Origin of the sequence: Pelomonas aquatica (genome assembly GCF_026712205.1) — a bacterium.
In the GTDB taxonomy this organism is placed as follows: domain Bacteria; phylum Pseudomonadota; class Gammaproteobacteria; order Burkholderiales; family Burkholderiaceae_C; genus Pelomonas; species Pelomonas aquatica.
In genome coordinates this window covers 68,506-82,818 of the sequence record NZ_JAPPUW010000001.1, presented here as the reverse complement: position 1 = coordinate 82,818, position 14,313 = coordinate 68,506, and the positions used below count along the sequence as shown (strand labels likewise).

Annotated in this window: 13 protein-coding genes; 5 read left to right on the top strand and 8 right to left on the bottom strand. The window is 72.2% G+C overall.

From position 1 onward, the window contains the following. The first annotated feature begins 21 nt into the window (after positions 1-21). A complete protein-coding gene (locus NYP07_RS00405) occupies positions 22-2,094 on the top strand; it encodes a protein-disulfide reductase DsbD family protein (RefSeq protein WP_268146191.1) in 2,073 nt (690 codons plus the stop codon). On the opposite strand, the gene NYP07_RS00400 is transcribed toward NYP07_RS00405, so the two are convergent. After that, positions 2,091-3,014 (bottom strand): glutaminase, encoded by a 924-nt coding sequence (locus tag NYP07_RS00400; RefSeq protein WP_268146189.1) that lies wholly within the window; start codon positions 3,012-3,014, stop codon positions 2,091-2,093. The genes NYP07_RS00405 and NYP07_RS00400 overlap by 4 nt on opposite strands. A 23-nt stretch (positions 3,015-3,037) precedes the next feature. Between NYP07_RS00400 and NYP07_RS00395 the strand changes: the two genes are divergently transcribed. After that, positions 3,038-3,952 carry a class I SAM-dependent methyltransferase gene (locus NYP07_RS00395; protein WP_268146187.1) on the top strand — a complete coding sequence of 305 codons (915 nt, stop codon included), beginning with the start codon at positions 3,038-3,040 and terminating at the stop codon, positions 3,950-3,952. Positions 3,953-3,956: 4 nt separating this feature from the next. On the opposite strand, the gene NYP07_RS00390 is transcribed toward NYP07_RS00395, so the two are convergent. The 3 genes from NYP07_RS00390 to NYP07_RS00380 are packed head-to-tail and all read right to left on the bottom strand — an operon-like array spanning position 3,957 to position 6,657. Next, positions 3,957-5,417, bottom strand: coding sequence for a serine/threonine-protein kinase (locus tag NYP07_RS00390; RefSeq protein WP_268146185.1), 1,461 nt, complete (start codon positions 5,415-5,417; stop codon positions 3,957-3,959). A 9-nt stretch (positions 5,418-5,426) separates the two neighbouring features. Then, positions 5,427-6,299: a Tll0287-like domain-containing protein gene (locus NYP07_RS00385; RefSeq protein WP_268146183.1), complete on the bottom strand. Its 873-nt coding sequence runs from the start codon at positions 6,297-6,299 to the stop codon at positions 5,427-5,429. Between the two features lie 58 nt (positions 6,300-6,357). Further along, positions 6,358-6,657, bottom strand: coding sequence for a hypothetical protein (locus NYP07_RS00380; protein ID WP_268146181.1), 300 nt, complete (start codon positions 6,655-6,657; stop codon positions 6,358-6,360). A 113-nt stretch (positions 6,658-6,770) separates the two neighbouring features. Between NYP07_RS00380 and NYP07_RS00375 the strand changes: the two genes are divergently transcribed. Further along, positions 6,771-7,013, top strand: a complete 243-nt coding sequence (locus NYP07_RS00375) for a hypothetical protein (RefSeq protein WP_268146179.1) — start codon at positions 6,771-6,773, stop codon at positions 7,011-7,013. 16 nt (positions 7,014-7,029) lie between these two features. Here NYP07_RS00375 and NYP07_RS00370 read toward each other — a convergent pair whose 3' ends face one another. Genes NYP07_RS00370 through NYP07_RS00355 form a run of 4 tightly spaced genes read right to left on the bottom strand, consistent with a single transcriptional unit; the run spans position 7,030 to position 12,133 of the window. Next, positions 7,030-9,768, bottom strand: a complete 2,739-nt coding sequence (locus tag NYP07_RS00370) for a M16 family metallopeptidase (protein WP_268146177.1) — start codon at positions 9,766-9,768, stop codon at positions 7,030-7,032. 55 nt (positions 9,769-9,823) lie between these two features. After that, on the bottom strand, positions 9,824-11,044 hold the full coding sequence (locus NYP07_RS00365) for a beta-ketoacyl-[acyl-carrier-protein] synthase family protein (protein WP_268146175.1): 1,221 nt from the start codon (positions 11,042-11,044) through the stop codon (positions 9,824-9,826). Further along, positions 11,044-11,307, bottom strand: coding sequence for an acyl carrier protein (locus NYP07_RS00360; RefSeq protein WP_268146173.1), 264 nt, complete (start codon positions 11,305-11,307; stop codon positions 11,044-11,046). Before NYP07_RS00360 ends, NYP07_RS00365 begins: the two co-directional genes overlap by 1 nt. Further along, the gene (locus NYP07_RS00355; protein ID WP_268146171.1) at positions 11,291-12,133 is read right to left on the bottom strand and encodes an alpha/beta hydrolase; all 843 of its coding nucleotides are present in this window, start codon (positions 12,131-12,133) and stop codon (positions 11,291-11,293) included. Before NYP07_RS00355 ends, NYP07_RS00360 begins: the two co-directional genes overlap by 17 nt. A 115-nt stretch (positions 12,134-12,248) precedes the next feature. Between NYP07_RS00355 and NYP07_RS00350 the strand changes: the two genes are divergently transcribed. Beyond that, positions 12,249-12,917 carry a response regulator gene (locus tag NYP07_RS00350; RefSeq protein WP_268146169.1) on the top strand — a complete coding sequence of 223 codons (669 nt, stop codon included), beginning with the start codon at positions 12,249-12,251 and terminating at the stop codon, positions 12,915-12,917. Then, a complete protein-coding gene (locus NYP07_RS00345; protein ID WP_268146167.1) occupies positions 12,918-14,300 on the top strand; it encodes a sensor histidine kinase in 1,383 nt (460 codons plus the stop codon). The last annotated feature ends 13 nt before the right edge of the window (positions 14,301-14,313 follow it).

Sequence of the window (14,313 nt, the reverse complement as noted above, 5' to 3'; positions counted from 1 at the left end):
GCTTTGGCCTAGGATTTCAGAATGCTTTCGTTCCTGCGCCCCCTTTTCCCGGCCCTGCTGGCCGCTCCGCTGATGGCCCTGGCCGCGCCGCCCCAGGCCGCGACCGAGCATGTCCAGGCCCGCCTGGTGTCCAGCCAGGCCGCGGTCGCGCCGGGGCAGCGCTTCACGGTCGCGCTGGAGCAGGACATCAGGCCGCACTGGCACACCTACTGGAAGAACCCGGGCGACTCCGGCCAGGCCACGACCCTGGACTGGAGCGGCGCCCAGGCCGGCCCGCTGCAGTGGCCGACGCCGTCCATCCAGGCCATCGGCCCCATCGTCAACTACGGCTACGAGGGCCGCGCGGCCCTGCTCGTCGAGCTGACCGTGCCGACCGACGCCAGGCCCGGCAGCCGCTTCAGGCCGGCCGCCGACGTGAAATGGCTGGTCTGCAAGGACGTCTGCATCCCCGAGCAGGTCAGCCTTGGGTTGGATTTGCCGGTGGCGGCCGAGGCCAAGGCCGGCCCCGACGCCGCGCAGATCGAGGAGTGGCGCGGCGCCATCCCCAGGCCCGCGCCCTTCGCCATGACCCTGAAGCCCGCGGCCCAGGGCGTGCGGCTCGGCGGCCCGACCGCCGGCGTCACCAAGGCCTATTTCTTTGCCGAGACCTGGGGCGCCGTGGCGCACAGCGCGCCCCAGCCCCTCAAGCCGGAGGGCGGCGGCTGGGCGCTGGAGCTGCCGGCCGGCGACGAGCCGCTGGCGGCCGGCAAGCCGCTGGGCGGCGTCCTCGTGCTGACGACGGCCGCCGGCGAGCAGGCCTGGGAAGTCTCCGCGCCCATGCCCGAAGGCGCCGGCAAGGGCCCCGGCCCGGCCGACCTGAACGCGCCCGCCGCCACCGGGGCCGCAGCGCCCGCCACTGCGCCCGACAGCGACCTCGGCCTGTTGCCCGCGCTGGCCCTGGCCCTGGTCGGTGGCCTGATCCTGAACCTGATGCCCTGCGTCTTCCCGGTGCTGTCCATCAAGGCCCTGGCCCTCGTGAACAAGGGCAACCATCGCGCCGAGGGCCTGGCCTATACGGCCGGCGTGCTGCTCAGCTTCGTCGCGCTGGCCGGCGTGCTGATCGCGTTGCGCGCCGGTGGCCAGCAGGTCGGCTGGGGCTTCCAGTTCCACTCGCCGGTCTTCGTGCTGGTCGTGGCCTATCTGCTCTTCCTGGTGGGCCTGAACCTGTCGGGCCTGTTCGAGATCGGCGGCAGCTTCACCGGCCTGGGCTCCGGGCTGGCCGCGCGCAACGGGCTGGCCGGCAGCTTCTTCACCGGCGTGCTGGCGGCCGTGGTCGCCACGCCCTGCACGGCGCCCTTCATGGGCGCGGCGCTGGCCTTCGCGCTGGCCCAGCCGGCCGCGGTGATGGTGGCCGTGTTCCTCGCGCTGGGCCTGGGCCTGGCCCTGCCTTTCCTCGTGCTGGCCTTCTGGCCGGCCGCGCAGCGCTGGCTGCCGCGCCCGGGCGCGTGGATGGATACCTTCAAGCAGGCCCTGGCCTTCCCGATGTTTGCGGCCGTCGTCTGGCTGCTGTGGGTGCTGGCCCAGCAGGCCGGGCCGGACGGCGTTGCGCTGGCGCTGGGCGGTCTGGTGCTGATGGCTTTCGGCCTGTGGTGGCGCCACCGCAGCGGCGCAAGCGCCGTCGGCACGGGCGCGGCCGTCATCAGCGTCGTGCTGGCGCTGGGCGCGACGAGCTGGATCAAGCCGGTGGCGGCCGAAACCCATGCGGCGGGTGAGGCCAGCATCGAGGCCTTCAGCCCCGAGCGCCTGGCCGAACTGCGCGCGCAGAACAAGCCGGTGTTCGTCAACCTGACGGCGGCCTGGTGCATCTCCTGCCTCGTCAACGAGCGCGTGGCGCTGTCGCGCCCCGAGGTGAAGGACGCCTTCGCCAAGGCCGGCGTCGTCTACCTGAAGGGCGACTGGACCCGCGAGGACCCGACCATCACCGCCGTGCTCAAGGCCCATGGCCGCTCCGGCGTGCCGCTCTACCTCTACTACGCGCCCGGCGCGGCCGAGGCCCAGGTGCTGCCGCAGATCCTGACGCCGGGCCTGGTCGTCGAGACCTTGAACAGGTTCTAAAACACCGACAGCCCGGTCTTCGCGACGAACAGCTCCAGCGCCTGCCGGCCCAGCCAGGAGTTGCCGGTGCGGTCCAGCGCGGGCGACCAGACGCACAGCGTGAGCCGGTCCGGCACCACGGCCATGATGCCGCCGCCCACGCCGCTCTTGCAGGGCAGGCCGATGCGGAAGGCGAACTCGCCGGCCGCGTCGTAGGTGCCGCAGGTCAGCATCAGCGCATTGACGCGCCGGGTCTGCGCGGCGTTGAGCACCGGCGTGCCGGCCAGCGGGTGGCGGCCGTCGCGGCACAGATAGCCGGCCGCGCAGGCGACCTGCTCGCAGCTCATCGCGATGGCGCACTGGTTGAAGTAGACGTCCAGCACGGTGGCCACGTCGTTGTCCAGCGTGCCGAAGCCCTTCATGAAATTGGCCAGCGCCGTGTTGCGGAAACCCGTGTCGGCCTCGGAGCGCGCGACCTCGGCGTCGATGGCGATGGGCTCGCCGCACAGCCGGCCCAGCAGGGCCAGCAGCTCGGCCTTGGCGTCGCCCTGCGACACGAGCCGGTCCGCCACCGCGATGGCGCCGGCATTGATGAAGGGGTTGCGCGGGATGCCGCGCTCCGACTCCAGCTGCACCAGCGAGTTGAAAGGGCTGCCCGAGGGCTCGCGGCCGATGCGCTCCCACAGCGCCTCGCCGAGCGCGCGGATGGCCAGCGTCAGCGAGAACACCTTGGACATGCTCTGGATGGAGAAGGGCACGGCGCTGTCGCCGGCCTGGGCCGTCTCGCCCGCGCAGGTGCGCAGCGCGATGCCGAAGCGGGCCGGCGACACGCGCGCCAGCGCCGGGATATAGCTCGCGACCTTGCCCTCCACGGCACTCAGGCGCGGGCGCAGTTCGGCGTCGATCTCGTCGAGGATGAGCTGGAAGTCCATGAGCGGCATTCTGGACTTGAGAATCCCGCCTCATGCAAGCCCTGTTCGACGCCATCGCCGCGATGGCCTTCCCCACCGAGGCCAGGCGCCTCTTCCACGGCCGCGGCGGCCTGCTCCCCGGCTGCGAGCATCTCGCGCTGGACGCCTACCCGCCGGTGCTGCTGCTCACCAGCTTCCAGCCGCTGCCGGACGAAGCCCTCGCCGCCGTCGGCGCGGCGCTGGCCGCGCGCTGGCGCGACATCGCGCCCGAAGGCGAGCCGCTGAACTGGGTCTACCAATGCCGCGGCGCCGGTGCCGAGACGCGGGCTATGGCCGGCGCCGTGCCCGAACCCCACGTCGTCACCGAGGCCGGCACGCGCTATCTCGTGCACCTGCTGCGCGGCCAGAACCACGGCCTTTTCCTCGACATGGCCGAGGGCCGACGCTGGGTGCGCGAGCATGTGCAGCCCGGCGCCAAGGTGCTGAACCTGTTCGCCTACAGCTGCGCCTTCTCGGTCGTCGCGCTGCAGGCCGGGGCCAGCGAGGTGGTCAACGTGGACATGGCGTCAGGCGCGCTGGCCACGGGCCGCAGCAACCATGAGCTGAACGGTGTGAAGGCGGGCGCCAAGTTCCTGGCCCACGACATCTTCAACTCCTGGGGCAAGCTGACCCGCGGCGGCCCCTGCGACCTCGTCATCTGCGACCCGCCCAGCTTCCAGAAGGGCAGCTTCGTCGCGACCAAGGACTACGCGCGGCTGGCCAGGCGGCTGCCGGCACTGCTGGCGCCGGGTGGGCAGGCGCTGCTGTGCCTGAATGCGCCGGAGCTGGGGCTGGACTTCCTGCGCGGCGTTGTCGCGGAGAACGCGCCGGAGCTGGCGTTCGTGGAGCGGGTGGCGAACCCGGCGGCGTTCGCCGATGTGTCCGAGGAGCGGGCCCTGAAGGTGCTGGCGTTCGCGCGCCGGGGCTGACGGCTCAGCGCAGCCGCGCGAGTTCGTCCAGCAGCTTCTCGCGGGCCTTGGGGTCGCTCACCGCCTCCGCCAGCCGGTTGAAGAACACCGCCCGGCTGTCGATGCCGGCCGCGGCGCGCTTGACCAGCACCTTGGCGATGGGACCGACATGCTGGGCCAGCAGGGCCTGGGCCTTGTCGATGACGGCGTCGTTCAGCGGACCGCCGAGCGTGGTGGCGCCGGCCGAGCCTTTGGAGCCGGCTGCACCCTTGGAGGCCGCGGCGGACGGCGTGCCGCTGCTGCCGCCCGCCGTGCGCACGCTGCCGCCGGTGACGAGGCTGGCCTGGCCGAGGAAGGCATCGCGGGCGCGCGGGTCGGTGACCTGTTCGGCCAGCCTGGCGTAGAGCTCGTTGATGTCAGCGCATTCGCGCGCGGCGCGGCGCACGAGGACGCTGGCGAGCGGGCCGACATGCTTGGCCAGCGTCAGCTCGGCCTGCGTCAGCTGGGCCTTGTCCCAGTGCGCGGGCAGCGGCGTGCCGGCCGAGGGGCTGCCCATCGAAGGCGGCGCGAAGGTGGGCGGCGACAGCGGCGGGCTCGCGGGGCGCGGCGGCGCCATCATCAGCGTCTTCTCCCAGCCCGTGTCGTCGATGTTCTGGCCGGCACCGTCGAAGAGGGCGCGCAGGAAGGCCTCGGCATCGGGGTAACGATCCTCGGCGCGCTTGGCCAGCGCGCGGGCGATGACGGCGTCGTACCAGCCGGGGCGGCTGGCACCCTCGACGGTGGAAGGCGGCGGCGGCAGCTCGTTGACGACCTTGTACATCAGCGCCTCGGTCGTGCCCGCGAACGGCGCGCGGCCGGTCAGCAGCTGGTAGAGCACGACGCCGGCGCCGTAGATGTCGACGCGCCGGTCCATGGGCTTGCCGAGGAACTGCTCGGGCGCCATGTGGCTGGGCGTGCCGACCATGTAGTGCGTCTGCGTGAGGTGGGTGCTCTCGATGCGCGCGATGCCGAAGTCGGCCACCTTCAGCCGGCCGTTGGCCATCATGATGATGTTGGCGGGCTTGATGTCGCGGTGCCAGACACCCTTGCTGTGTGCATGGTCCAGCGCGTCGAGCAGCTGGCTCATGATGCCGGGGATGTCGGTGTCGGTGAAGCGGACCTTGGAGCTGAGGTAGCTCGCCAGCGAGCGGCCCTCGACGTATTCCATCGCGATGTAGGCGATCTGCTGGTCGCGGCCGAAGTCGTAGACGGCGACGATGCCCGGGTGCATCAGCCGGCCGGCGGCCTGGGCCTCGTTGCGAAAGCGCGAGGCCGGCGCCCCGGGGCTGGCGTCATCGGTGTCGAGCTGGGCGCGGATGGTCTTCAGCGCGACGGTGCGCTGGATGTCGGGGTCGAAGCCCTTGTAGACCACGCCCATCGCGCCCTCGCCCAGCACCGCGGTGATGCGGTACTTGCCGAGCTGCGCGGGATGCTTGGTGTCGCCCATGCCGTCGAATTACGCGTCCAGCAATTTCATCGCCTGCACGACGCTGGCGCGCATGCGGGAGAAGGAGTCGGACAGCGTGGCGATCTCGTCGCGGCCGCCGGCCTTGAACTCGGGCGCATCCAGGTCGCCCTGGCTGACGCGGTCGGCCAGGGCCGACAGCCGCGTGACCGGGCGCACGACCAGCAGCCACACCATCAGGTTGAGCACGATGCCGACCGCGACGAACACGCCCACCAGCGACGTGATGAAGACCTTGAAGGTCTGGTCGGCGCGCTGCAGCGGCACGCCCAGCGGCACGGAGACGATCTGGGCGCCGATGACCTCGTTCAGGTTCCAGCCGAAGCCGTTGGCCGGGCCGTACTTGGCCACCATGGTGGCGGGGGCGGCGTCCACGCTGCTGTGGCAGGCCAGGCAGGCGGGGTCGGTGATGCGCAGCGGCCGGGAAATGTAGAGCGAGGGGCCGGCCGGCGTGTCGCGCGTGCCGACGGCCTCCTTCAGCTCGGCATCGCTGCGGAACTGGCCGACGATGTCGACCTCCCAGCTGGTGGCGCGGTCGCGCGGGTTGGTGGGATTGAGCGTCGCCTCCTTGTAGGCGAACTCGGGGTGCTTGGCCAGCAGCGTGCCCAGCACCTCGGTGGCGGAGTAGCTGGGCACCGTCTGCGGCAGGAATTTGTCGGCCATCTGCGCGGCCAGCAGCGGCTTGATCTGCGTGTTGGTGTAGCTGCGCACGGCCAGTGCCTTCTCCATCAGCATCTGCGCACTGGCGACGGTTTCCTGCTTCGCGTTGTCCTGCAGCAGCTGGCGGGCGATATAGCCGCTCAGGCCGATGCCCAGCGCCATCACGAGGACGTAGACGAGATTGAATTTGACGAGCAGTTTCATAGGCGGCCCCAGACGAACCGCCGATGGTAGTGCCCGCCGATGAAGTCGCCAGCGCGGATCAGCCCGGGGGTGTGCCGAAGGCGGCCAGGAAGGCCTCGACGAAGCGCGGCGAGCCGGTCAGCGTCAGCGACACCGTGTGCCAGCCGCCGTCCTCCAGTCCGACGTGGAGGTCGTGGTCCCAGTCCAGGCCCTCGTCGACGGGGCCCTGGGTGTGCGGGAACTCGCGCCGGCACCAGGCCAGCACGGCCTGCGCCTCCGCCAGCACCTCGGCATGCCGGCCGGCCGGCGTGGCGGCCATCGCATCCAGCGTCGTGACGCCGTCGCTGCCTTCGCTGAGTTCGAAATCCAGATAGCGCATGGCCGGGAGCCTAGCGTCGAAAGGAAGAAAGGGGCGCCCGACTTGCGTCAAATGCCGCTCGAGGGCGGGTTTTCGCCCCGTCAACCCTTCACGCAGACCACCTGCTTGAGCGTGTGCGCCACGTCCACCAGCTCGCGCAACCCGAAGGGAAGGCCATCGGCGACAAGCTGGCGCGCCAGATCGAGCATCACTGCGACAAGCCCGCCGGCTGGATCGACGAGGAACGCGAGCCCGCAGGTCTGACGCCGGCCGAGCAGCAGTTCCTCGCGCTGGCGCTGAAGACCTACCGCGGCACGAACAGCGACGGGCGCAAGAAGCTGCGGCAATGGTTGAAGGAGTTCGGCAGCGGCGCCTGAGGCCGCCGCCAGTGCCTCACTTCGCAGCCTGCGGCTTGTCGAAATCCCCCGCCCACGACCAATTGGCCTTGGTCGGGTCGATCCAGCGCTTGATGGCCGCGTTCACCTCCGCCAGAGTCAATGCCTCGCCGCGCGCGTCCAGTTCGGCGTTCCACTTGAACTGGCGAGCGCGCTCCAGGTGGCCGGCGATGGCGCCGGCCACGGCGCCGTCGTCGCTGCGCCAGGTGTCGCTCTGGGCCTTCATCGCGCGCTTGGCGGTGTCGAGCTCGGCCTGGGTGATGCCTTCACGGACGAAGCGGGCCAGCTCGTCGTTCAGCGCGGCCTCGACGCGGCCCCGGTTCTCGGGCGCGAAGATGGCGGCCATGCCGAGGCGGGCATTGGGCTCGAAGCTGGACGCGTTCAGCCAGGCACCGGCACCGTAGGAGACACCCTCCTTCTGGCGCAGCCGGGTCAGCAGCCGCGAGTCGAAGCCGCTGGCACCCAGCACATGGGCGGCGATGCGCAGCGCGGCGTAGTCGGGGTGGTCGTCGTTCACCGGCAGCAGCAATGCGCCGAAGACCATCGCGTTGGCCTTGTCCTTCAGCGTCTCGCTGAGCTTCAGGCCCTGCACGGCCGGCAGGGGCTGGGGCACGCGCACATAGGCCTGGGCCGCGCTCAAGCCGCCGAACAGGCGTTCGATCTGCGGCTTGACCTCGGCGGCGTCGAAGTCGCCCACCAGCACCAGCTCGCCGTGGGCGGCGCCCCAGAACTCGCGGTGGAAGGCCTGCAGGCGTTCCGGCGTCAGGGCCTTCAGCGCGGCAATGCCCTCGGCGAAGCTGCCCCGGTGGCGCGGGTCGTCGGCGGGGTAGGCGGCGCTGAGCGCCTGTTCCAGCGCATGCGAGGCCACGGCCTGGGGCTGCTGGGCGGCCTCCTCGATCCGGGCCACCTGCTGGCGCACGGCCTGCTCGACCTCGGCCGCGGGGAAGCTCGGCTCGCGCAGCACCTCGGCCATCAGCGCGAGGGCTTGCTGCAGCTGCGGGCGGTGGCTGCTCAGCGAGACATGGGCGTCGCCGGTGGGGCTGCTGCCGGCGGAGAAGCGGGTCTTGAGCTTGTCGAAGCCGTCGGCGATCTGGGCCCGCGTGTGCTGCCTGGAGCCCAGGGCCAGGGCCTCGCCGACGAGGGCGGCCTCGGGGCGCTTGCCGCGCAGGCTGTCCACGTTGCCGTAGTGCAGGTTCAGCGCCAGTTCCACGGTTTCGCCGCGTGAGCGCTTGGGCACCAGGGCCACGCGCAGGCCGTTGGCAAGCTGATAGCGCTCGGTGCGGCGGTCGAAGTTGGCCGGGCTGGTGTCGAAGGCTTCGCCGGCAGCCAGGGCGGCCTTGGGCACGAAGTCCTTCAGCGCGTCGGCCGCGGCGATGGGCAGGGCCAGCGGGCTGCGTTCGGGGGCGGCCGTCGCGTACAGGCGGCCCAGCGTGCGGTTGCTGGGCAGCAGCCACTGGCGCAGCGTCGTGTTGACGCCGTCGACGGTGGTCGATTCGACGCGGTTGCGCAGCTGGAACAGCAGGCGCCAGTCACCGGCGGCGATGGCCTCGGACAGCGCCACGCACAGGTTCTGCGGGTTGGCCATCAGCTCGTCGAAGTTCTTGGCCCATTGCGCCTGGGCGCGCTGCAGCTCCTCGGCGGTGATGGGCTCCTTGGCGAGGCTCTCGACGGTGTCGACCAGCAGCTGCTGGGCGCGGTCGACGTCGTTGTCCGACTTCAGCACGAGGCCGAGGTTGAGCAGGCCGGGCTCGGTGTTGCGGCCGGGCCAGCCGAAGGCCTGGGCCGCGAGGCCGGGCTCGACGGCGCGCTTGTGCAGGCGCCCGCTGGGCGTGTCGGCCAGTGCCGTGACGGCGACCTCGAAGGCCGCGAAGTCGGGGCTGGCCAGCGGCGGGACGTGGTAGCTCGCCAGCACGCCCTGCATGCCGCTCGGGCGGCGCAGCGTGACGAGGCGCTCGCCCTCCTGCACGGGCTCGACCGTGTAGGTGGGCGGCAGCACGCGCGTCGGCCGGGGCAGGGCGCCGAACAGGCGCTGCACCTCGGCCAGCGTGCGCTGCGGGTCGAAGGCGCCGGCGACGACCAGCGTCGCGTTGTCGGGCTGGTAGTTGCGCTTGTAGAAGGCCTGCAGGCTGGGGATGGCGACATGTTCGACGTCGGAACGCGCGCCGATGGTGCTGCGGCCATAGGGGTGCCATTGGTAGGCGGCGGCCTGGGTGCGCTGCACGAGGATGTTGAGCGCGTTGTTCTCGCCGGCCTCCATCTCGTTGCGCACGACGGTCATCTCGGTGTCGAGGTCGCTCCTCAGCACCTTGGCGCCGGTCATGCGGTCGGCCTCCATCGCCAGCGCCCAGCCCAGCTGGGCCGGGTCTGCCGGGAAGGTCTCGAAGTAGTTGGTGCGGTCGGCGTTGGTCGTGCCGTTGAACTGCATGCCGCGCTTGGACAGCTCCGCGCCGACATTGGCAAAGCGCTGCGTCGTCTTGAACATCAGGTGTTCGAGCAGATGCGCCATGCCGGTCTCGCCGTTGCCTTCGTGGCGGCTGCCGACGCGGTAGGTCACGTTGACCGTGACGGTGGGCTTGGTGGCGTCGGGAATCAGCAGCACCTGCAGGCCGTTGGGCAGGCGGTACTCGCGCACGCCCTCGGCCTCGCGCACGGGAGCGAGCGGTGCTGCCGTCGGCGCGGCCGCGGCGAGCAGGGGCAGGGCGAGGAGGAGGGCGGCGTGGCGGGGCAGCAGTCGCATGGCGGAGCAGGGAGTCACGGGGCGGCCAGCATAGCCAGCCGCCGCTGACGCCGACTCAGGCCAGCGTGGTGACTAATGCCACGTTGCTGCCGCCAAAGGCGAAGGAGTTGGACATCGCCGCGCGCAGCGTCGCTGCGCGGGCGCTGCCGGTGACGATATCGACCTGTTCGTTCAGCTGGCTGCTGCGCACGTGGGCGCTGGGCGGCAGCGCCTGGCGGCGCAGGGCCTGCACGGTGGCGACCAGCTCCAGCGCGCCGCCGGCACCGATCAGGTGGCCATGCAGCGCCTTGGTGGCCGACACCGGCACGGCGCGCGTGCCGAACACCGCGCCGATGGACTCGGCCTCGACCGCGTCGCCGACCTCGGTGGCCGTGCCGTGGGCATTGATGTAGCCGATGTCGGCCGGCGCCAGGCCGGCGTCGCGCAGCGCGGCCGCCATCGCGCGCGCCTGGCCGGCCGCGTCGGGGCGCGACAGGTGCACGGCGTCGACGCTGTGGCCGTAGCCGGCCAGGATGGCCAGCGGCGCGGCGCCGCGCGCGCGGGCATGGGCCTCGGTCTCGATGACCAGGGCCGCGGCGCCTTCGCCCAGCACCAGGCCCTTGCGGGCGTCGTCGAAGGGGCGGCAGCTCTGCTCGGGGGCCTCGGCGTCCAGCGGCGCCATCACGCCCATGGCCTGCCAGCCCAGCGCGCTGCCGATGTGCAGCATGGCCTCGGAGCCGCCGACCAGGGCGATGTCGGCGCGGCCATTGCGCAGCAGCCACAGCGCCTCGCCGATGGCCTGGGCCGACGACGCGCAGGCGTTGGACACGGCCAGCTGGGCCGCGCGCAGCTGGTGGCGCATGGCCAGGTGGGAGGCGGCCGAGTTGGCCATCACGCGCACGACCGTGTAGGGGTGCACCCGCGGCGGGCGGGCCGTGAACATCTGCGTGTAGGAGAGCTCCATCGACGTCGAGCCGCCCAGGCCCGTGCCCCAGGCGACGGCGGCGCGGTCGGGCTCGGTCGCGGTGGCCGGCAGGCCGGCCTGCGCCCAGGCCTCGGCGGCGGCCTCCAGGGCCAGCAGGCCGTGGCGGTCGTAGAGGTTGCGCTGGGCCGGCGGCATGCCTGCGGCCAGCGGCACCGTCACGGCGGCGGCGGCATAGGGCCGCAGCGCATGCTCCTCGCTGCCCGGCTGGGCGGCGACGCCGGAGCGGCCGGCCAGCAGCGCGTCGGCCAGCGCGTCGGCCCCCTGGCCCAGCGCGCTGACGGCACCCAGTCCGGTGATCCAGACCCGGGTCATCAGGCCGCGGCGGCGGTCGGTTCGGCCTTGGCCGCGAGCAGTTCGTCCACCAGCGCGGCCAGGCCGGTCAGCGTCGGGTTCTGCAGCGCGCGGTCGTGCTCGATGCTGACGTGGAAATGGTCTTCCACGGTGAACATGAAGTCGACCAGGCCGAGGGAGTCCATGCCGAGCTCGGAGAAGGGCGTGTCGACCTTGTCGTTCAGCGCCTCGGCGCCGAGTTCGCGCTGGGCGATGCTGCAGAGTTGGTCAAGCGTGTTGCTCATGGAAATCTCCGAATGCAGAAGTGGGGCTGAGCGTGGCCAGCGGGTGGCGGCGCAGCAGGAAGTCGCGCACGGTGCGGGCCACGGCGATGCGCTCGTTGTCGAGCGTCAGCATGTGGTAGCTGTCGTGGAACCAGTGCACCTCGGGCGCCTGGCCGAGGCGGCCCTGCAGTTCGCGCACGCTGCGCGGGCCGGAGACGTCGTCCTCGGTGGCATGCAGCACGACGGCGGGGGCGCTCAGGCCGGCGAGGCGGCCGCGCACATGGCGGATCAGCCGCGTGGCCTCGTACAGCGACGCGGCCGACAGCCGCGCGGCGCCGACGGCCGAGACGCGGTTGGAGGCCATCGCCTGCTCGACCCAGGCGCGCAGGCGCTCGTTCTTCAGGCCGAAGGGGGCCGTCTCCTTGAAGCTCATGCGGCGGCGGAACATCGGCAGATAGGCCAGCGGCAGCAGGCGGCGCCAGGGCGAGACGTTCCAGCCGTCGAAATGCAGGGTCGTCGAGATCAGCACCAGGGCCGCGGCCGGGCGGCGCGCGGCCAGGGCCAGGGCCAGCACGGCACCCATGCACAGGCCGCCGATGGCCACGCGGCCGTGCTTGGCGGCCAGCCGGTCGAAGGCGGCCTCGGCCTCGGCCAGCCAGTGCTCGAAGGGCGGCACGGGCAGCTGCTCGCCGGTGGCGCTGCTGACGCCGTAGCCGGCCATGGCCGGCGTTTCGACGACGTAGCCGACCTCGCGCAGCGACTTGGCGACCGGGGCGAGCTCCATCGGGTTGGCGCACAGGCCGTGAAACAATAGCACCGCCGGGCGGCTCTCTTCTAACGATTCCATAGCCGACAGTGTCCGAGCCAGGGCCGTCGTACGCATGACTCAAGCCTTGCCGTGAGCTGACTATGTGACAGCCCCATGTCAGCACCCCGGCCCACCCGGCGCCATACTTCCCACCATGCGCATCCTGCTCGTCGAAGACGACGAACAACTCGTCGAAACCACCGCCCGCGCGTTGCGCTCCCAGGGCTGGGTGGTGGACTGCACGGCGCGCGGCGAGCCGGTGCCGCGCTCGCTGCGCGAGGACGCCTACGACCTGCTCATCCTCGACATCGGCCTGGCCGGCATCGACGGCTTCGAGACGCTGCGCCGCGTGCGCGCCGACGGCCTGTCGGTGCCCACCTTGATCCTGACCGCCCGCGACGCGGTGGAAGACCGCGTGCGCGGCCTGGAGGGCGGCGCCGACGACTACCTCGTCAAGCCCTTCGCGCTGACCGAGCTGGTCGCCCGCGCCCGCGCGCTGGTGCGCCGCAGCCAGGCGCGCACCAGCAACCAGCTGCAGCTGGCCCGCCTGCGCATCGACCAGGAGGCGCGCCGCGCCTACATCGACGAGGAGCCGCTGGCCTTGTCGGCGCGCGAGTGGGACGTGCTGGGCTTCCTGATGGCGCGCGCCGGCAAGGTCGTGCCCAAGGAGCACATCGCGCTGGCCAGCAATGCCTGGGACCAGGGTGTCAGCGACAACGCCATCGAGGTCTGCCTGTCGCGCCTGCGCGCCAAGATCGAGCCCGGCGGCGTGCAGCTGCGCACCGTGCGCGGCCTGGGCTATCTGCTCGAGGAAATCGGCTGAGTGGCCGAGGCATTGAGCGGCCGCGTGCGTGCCAGCCTGCAGCGCCGGCTGTTCGTCGGCCTGATACTGCCGCTGCTGGTGGGCCTGCCGCTGCTGGGCCTCGCCCTCTACGAGCAGGTCCAGCACAGCGCACAGACCTGGCTGGACGAGGCCCTGGAAGACACGGCGCTGACGCTGGCGGGCCAGATCGACGTCCGCGGCGGCGAACCGCGCATCGACATCAGCGCGACGATGGACCGCGCGCTGCGCTTCGACCGCCAGGACGACGTCTTCTACCTCGTGCTCGGCCCGCACGGCGAGGTGTTGCAGGGCGACGCCGGTCTGGCCGAACTGCAGCCGCGCCCGGCCGCGCAGCCCGTGGGCGGCACCTATTACGGCGAAGTCCGGCTGCGCGGGCGTGAGCTGCGCCTGGCCCAGCTCGGCCAGGACTGCGGCGCGGGCGTCTGCCAGGTGCTGGTGGCCGAGACCCTGCACAAGCGCGACGCGCTGCAGAGCGAGATCGGCGGCCTGGTCGCGCTGAACGGCGCCGGCCTGACCCTGCTGCTGGCGCTGGCCGCCTGGTGGACCATCCGCCAGGGCCTGTCGCCGCTGACCGAGCTCAGCGCCGAGCTGGAGCACCGCGACCTGCACCGGCTGACGCCGCTGTCGGCCCGCATGCCGCGCGAGCTGGTGCCGCTGCAGTCCGCCTTCAATCGCCTGTTCGAGCGCCTGGCGAGCGCGGCCGAGACGCAGCGCGAATTCCTGGCCGATGCGGCCCACCAGCTGCGCACGCCGCTGACCTCGCTGCAGACCGAGATCGAGCTGGCCCTGCTGGAGCCTCACGACCAGCGCCTGGACCCGCTGCTGGCCCGGCTGCGCCAGCGCGTGCAGCGCAGCGCGCGGCTGGCCCAGCAGCTGCTGTCGCTGGCGCGCGCCGAGGACCGCAGCGTCGACGTCGGCGCCGCGCTGAACCTGCGCGACATCGCCACCGAGAGCGGCCAGGACTGGGCCCATCGCGCGCTGCCCAGCGGCGTGGACCTGGGCTTCGAGCTGGCCGACGCGCCGGCCCTGGGCCATGCCTTCCTGCTGCGCGAGCTGCTCGAGAACCTGATCCACAACGCCGTCAACTACGCCGGCCCCGACGCCCGCATCACGGTGCGCTGCGGCAGCGACGCCGCAGGGCCGTGGCTGGAGGTGGAGGACAACGGCCCGGGCATCCCGCCGGCCGAGCGCGCGGCGGCGACGCAGCGCTTCCGGCGCGGCAGCAGCGCCGTCGGCATCGGCAGCGGCCTGGGCCTGGCCATCGCGGCCGACATCGCCAGCCGCCACGGCGGCCGGCTGGAGCTGCTGGACGCGCACGCCGGCCCCGGCCTGCGCGTGCGCCTCACGCTGCCGCGGCCCTGAGCACGGAGCCCCC

Bases quoted from the DNA above. Each gene is read 5' to 3' on its own strand.
- NYP07_RS00405 (WP_268146191.1), top strand. From the start codon at position 22: ATGCTTTCGTTCCTGCGCCCCCTTTTCCCGGCCCTGCTGGCCGCTCCG.
- NYP07_RS00400 (WP_268146189.1), bottom strand. From the start codon at position 3,014: ATGCCGCTCATGGACTTCCAGCTCATCCTCGACGAGATCGACGCCGAA.
- NYP07_RS00395 (WP_268146187.1), top strand. From the start codon at position 3,038: ATGCAAGCCCTGTTCGACGCCATCGCCGCGATGGCCTTCCCCACCGAG.
- NYP07_RS00390 (WP_268146185.1), bottom strand. From the start codon at position 5,417: ATGGGCGACACCAAGCATCCCGCGCAGCTCGGCAAGTACCGCATCACC.
- NYP07_RS00385 (WP_268146183.1), bottom strand. From the start codon at position 6,299: ATGAAACTGCTCGTCAAATTCAATCTCGTCTACGTCCTCGTGATGGCG.
- NYP07_RS00380 (WP_268146181.1), bottom strand. From the start codon at position 6,657: ATGCGCTATCTGGATTTCGAACTCAGCGAAGGCAGCGACGGCGTCACG.
- NYP07_RS00370 (WP_268146177.1), bottom strand. From the start codon at position 9,768: ATGCGACTGCTGCCCCGCCACGCCGCCCTCCTCCTCGCCCTGCCCCTG.
- NYP07_RS00365 (WP_268146175.1), bottom strand. From the start codon at position 11,044: ATGACCCGGGTCTGGATCACCGGACTGGGTGCCGTCAGCGCGCTGGGC.
- NYP07_RS00360 (WP_268146173.1), bottom strand. From the start codon at position 11,307: ATGAGCAACACGCTTGACCAACTCTGCAGCATCGCCCAGCGCGAACTC.
- NYP07_RS00355 (WP_268146171.1), bottom strand. From the start codon at position 12,133: ATGGAATCGTTAGAAGAGAGCCGCCCGGCGGTGCTATTGTTTCACGGC.
- NYP07_RS00350 (WP_268146169.1), top strand. From the start codon at position 12,249: ATGCGCATCCTGCTCGTCGAAGACGACGAACAACTCGTCGAAACCACC.